At 70.3% G+C, this 4,056-nt stretch carries 3 protein-coding genes; all 3 read left to right on the forward strand.

Going from position 1 to position 4,056, the window contains the following annotated elements; all coding sequences use genetic code 11:
- On the forward strand, positions 1–2,452 hold a 2,452-nt coding region (locus L995_RS14880), incomplete at its 5' end, for an NfrA family protein (RefSeq protein WP_047472456.1).
- Between the two features lie 54 nt (positions 2,453–2,506).
- Positions 2,507–3,547 (forward strand): alginate O-acetyltransferase AlgX-related protein, encoded by a 1,041-nt coding sequence (locus tag L995_RS14885; RefSeq protein WP_047472457.1) that lies wholly within the window; start codon positions 2,507–2,509, stop codon positions 3,545–3,547.
- Positions 3,548–3,550: 3 nt separating this feature from the next.
- Positions 3,551–4,056, forward strand: a 506-nt coding sequence (locus L995_RS14890) for an alginate O-acetyltransferase AlgX-related protein (protein WP_047472458.1), incomplete at its 3' end; no start/stop codon positions are given.

Genomic DNA, 4,056 nt, shown 5'->3' on the forward strand with positions numbered 1-4,056 from the left:
CCGCGTCTACAACAAGGCCTTTCCCATCGCCACCGAGGCCTACGCCGACTACAACGCCAGGAACTACGCGGACAGCGCGCGCAAGGCCGAGCAGGCCTTTCGCCTGGACCCCACGCAAGGCCAATGGGCATTGCTGTGGATTGGTGCGCTGGAAGCCCAGGACCAGCTGGGCGCCGCCATCGAGGCCGCAGATGCCGCCCTGGCCCTGGACCCACCCAACAAAAGCGACCTGGTGGCCAAGCGCCAGACCCTGCGCCGCAGCCAGGCCGTGCTGCCCGCGCAAAAGGCCTACCAGGCGCTGATCGCCAACAACCCGGCGCAGGCCGTGCCCTTTGCACGCGAAGCCGTGGCGCTGGCGCCGGGAACGGCATCGCACCGCTTGCTGCTGATCACCTCGCTCATGCTGGCCGAGCAGCTGCCCGACGCGGAAAAGGCTGCCGACGAGGCACTGGCGCAGGACAACGAGGACACGGCCGCCCTGGGCATGCGCGGCTACATACGCCAGCGCCAGGGCAAGACCACGCTGGCCAACGAGGACTTCGACGACGTGCTCAAGCAGGACTGGCTGGACGAAAAGCAATCGGCCAACCTGCGCCTGATCGCGGCCGACGCAGCCCTGGCTGCGGGCGACGCGGCACGCGCCCGCGCGCTGCTGGCGCCCATGCCGGCACAGGATGAAGCCGTGGCCCGCCGCCTCAAGCAAGCCGATGGGCTGCGCCCGGGCCGCGACACGCCCATGGTGGCCGATACGCGCGGTGCCTCGCAGACCCTGGCCATGGCCGACTACCCGCCGCCGCTGCAGGACTGCCGCGACACGCCCTACGGAACGGTCTGCGAGCTGCAGCCCTCCGATGCCCAGGGCGCAGGCGGCCCCAGCGCCCAGGCCTATGCGGCCTACGCGCGCCAGGACTACAAGGCCGCCATCGACCACGCGCGCACGGCCGTGGAGCAGGACCCCGACAACGAGCAACTGCAAAAGCTGCTGACCACCACGCTGGCCGCAGGCAACCGCGACCAGCAGGGCCAGGCCCTGCTGCGGCTGGACAAGTCCCTGTCCCTCACCCCCAACGACGCCCAGCTGCTGATGCAGCGCGGCTACCTGTACTCGCGCCAGGAAGAGCCGGCCAAGGCGCTGCAGGATTTTCGTGCCGCCCGCGCCACGGGCGAGGCGCCTGCGGGCGCCATGCTGGACGAGGGCTATGCCCTGGCCGGCACCGGCGACAGCCGGGGCGCCGTGCGCACCTTCAAGCAAGCCATCGACCTGGACGATGCCGGCACCGCCAAGCTGACGCCGGGGCAGCGCGAGAACGCGCGCAGCGCCGTCTCCGGCTACTCGCGCGAATGGGGCGCCATCGTCTCCATGGGCTACCGGGGTGCGCGGCCTGCGGGGCGTGCGTTCTCGGACGGCATCCTCACGCAGGCGGGCGATGCGGTCTTCGGCACGGCCGAGGCCTACTGGCGCCCGTCCAACTTCCTGAACTCATCGACGCGCATCTTCGATGTCTACGGGCGGCTGGGCAGCACCTTGCATGACGGCGGCGGCACCACGCTGGGCCAAAGCGCCATCGACCCCTGCACGGGCCTGCCCATCAATGTGCAGGCGGGCGACAACCGCGGCATCTCTGGCCTGCCCACCACCACGGGCTCGCTGGGCATGCGCTTCACGCCGTCCACCAAGTACGCGCTGACCTTCGGCATAGAGCGCCAGTTCAACATCGGCTCCGCCACGCGCTCGGGCTTCATCACGCCGGAATCGCCCCAGCTGCGCTGCCTGATGAGCGGGCGCGATCCGCTCAACCCCACGGGCCCCGCGCTGGGCAATCCCATCTCGGCCAAGTACAGCGCGGGCGCGGGCCAGGGCGGCTGGCTGGCCTATGTCACCCACGGCTTCTACGAAGGCACGGGCCGGCGCACGGACCGCTCCAGCTGGTTCACCATGGAAGGCTACAGCCAGGCCGGCTATGCCAACCAGAGCATGGCCTCGCGCTTCACGCTGACAGACCAGACCAATGGCGCCGTGGTGGGCGACGGCTCGGGCCGCTACAAGCGCGAGCAATGGTTCTTCTCCACCGAGGCCCGCATCGGGCGCAGCTTCCGCGCCGACGGCATCAACCAGGGCCTGGTGATCTTCCCGTTCGGCGTGGTCGCGGCCGACTGGATCAAACAGAGGAACCGCGTGCAAGTGCGTTCCCTGCAGGCCGCCCCTGGCGCCACGCCCACCGCAGCCCAATTGGCCGCCCAGCAGGGACAGACCCTGGCCCTGCAAGGCAACGGCAGCAGCTGGTCGGCCAGCGCCGGCGTGGGCATCAGCCTGCGCCAATGGTTCCGCGAAAGCCACTACAGCACGGCCCAGTCCTATCTGGACTGGTCCATGCAGTACCGCTTCAACATCGGCGGCGGCCAGGCCGACCGCGCCAAGGGCCTGTTCATGACGCTGACGCTGTCCTATTGAAAGCCCCGCCCCGCCGCCGCCACCACACAGACAAGAGAAAAGGAGAAAGCTCCCATGGATTCGACCAAGCAAGCACCCCGCCCCGCCCTGCACGGACTGCGCTCGGGCATGGCGCGCGCCGCACGCGGGCTGGCCGGCTGCGCCCTGGTGCTGGGCGCGCTGGCAGCGCAGGGTACGGCTCAGGCCCAGGCACAGGACAGCTCCTCCATCGTTCTCAGGGGCAAGGACGGGTGGCTGTTTCCGGGCTGGGGCAGCCTGACCCAGGTGGACCGCGCCGGCATCACGGAATCCACGCGGCTGATCACCGAGGCGCGCAACCTGCTGGCCGCGCGCGGCGTGAAGCTGCAGGTGCTGCTGCTGCCCGACAAGGTGCGCTTCTACGCTGACAAAATGCCCGATGGCAAGGCCATGAGCGCCGATGTCCAGGGCCGCTACAAGCAGGTGCTGCAGGCGCTGCAGGGCGCAGGCATTCCCAGCTTCGACGACGAGGCCGTGCTGCGCACCGTGCGCGACAGCGGCAAGGACGTGTTCTACCGCACCGACCAGCACTGGACCCAGGCGGCAGCCGACGCCACGGCCGAGGCCACCGCCCGCATGGTCCAGGGCGAGGTGCCCCAGCTGGCCGGCAGCGCCGGCAGCGGCCTGGCCCTGGGCGACACCGTCACCGAGCGCCGCTATGGCGACCTGGCCGAGCTGTTTCTGACCGCCGAGGAGCGCAAGCAGATCGGCCGCGAGGTCTATACCGTGCGCCGCCAGGCTCCGGCCAAGGGCCTGCTCGACGATGAGCCCGCCCCCGTCCATGTCACCGGCCACAGCATGGTCCAGCCCTACTTCGGCTTCCCGCAAAAGCTCTCCAACCTGCTGGACCGCCCGGTCTCGCTGAACTGGAAGCCCGGCAACGTGGGCCAGTGGACCATGCTGCTGGAGTACCTGGAGTCGCCGGCCTTCAAGTCCCACAAGCCCCAGGTGCTGGTGTGGCAGATGTTCGAGCCCACCTACAGCTACGGCCCCAACGCGGCCGGCCAGTGGGACAACGCCTCGCTCATGCCCAACGCCACCTGGCTGGAGCGGCTGCGCGCCGCACTCAAGGGCTGACCCGTGGACCAAGCCGCGCAAGACCTGCAAACCGACAAGGGCCACCGGCGCAATGCCTGGATCTGGGGCGCCCTGCTGCTGTCGGGCCTGGCCTGGGGTGGTTGGTCGCTGGCCCGCCACGGCCCCAAGGCCGGCGAGCTGCAGCTGTCGGCCTGGCTCGATGGCCGCGCGGGCACGGCGCTGAACAAGGGCCTGCGCCTGCCTGCGCAGTCCTCGCTGGAAACCGGCCAGGCCGCGCTGCGCTATCGCCTGCTGGGCGATACAGGCGCGCAGGTGGCCCTGGGCTGCCCGCAGTGGATGTTCTACCGCGACGGCCTGCGGCCCCAGCCCGGGGTAGGCGCCGCGCCCTTCGAGGCGCGCCAGCGCCTGCTGCGCCACTGGACACGGCAGTTGCAGGACAAGGGCATTGCCACCCTGGTGGTGGCCGTGCCCGACAAGTCGCGCATCGAGGCCGACCACCTGTGCGGCCTGCCCGTGGCACCCGTGATGCTCCAGCGCCTGGACCTGTG

Source organism: Delftia sp. ZNC0008 (assembly GCF_000799035.1).
In the GTDB taxonomy this organism is placed as follows: Bacteria; Pseudomonadota; Gammaproteobacteria; order Burkholderiales; family Burkholderiaceae_C; genus Comamonas; species Comamonas tsuruhatensis.

Bases quoted from the DNA above. Each gene is read 5' to 3' on its own strand.
- L995_RS14885 (WP_047472457.1), top strand. From the start codon at position 2,507: ATGGATTCGACCAAGCAAGCACCCCGCCCCGCCCTGCACGGACTGCGC.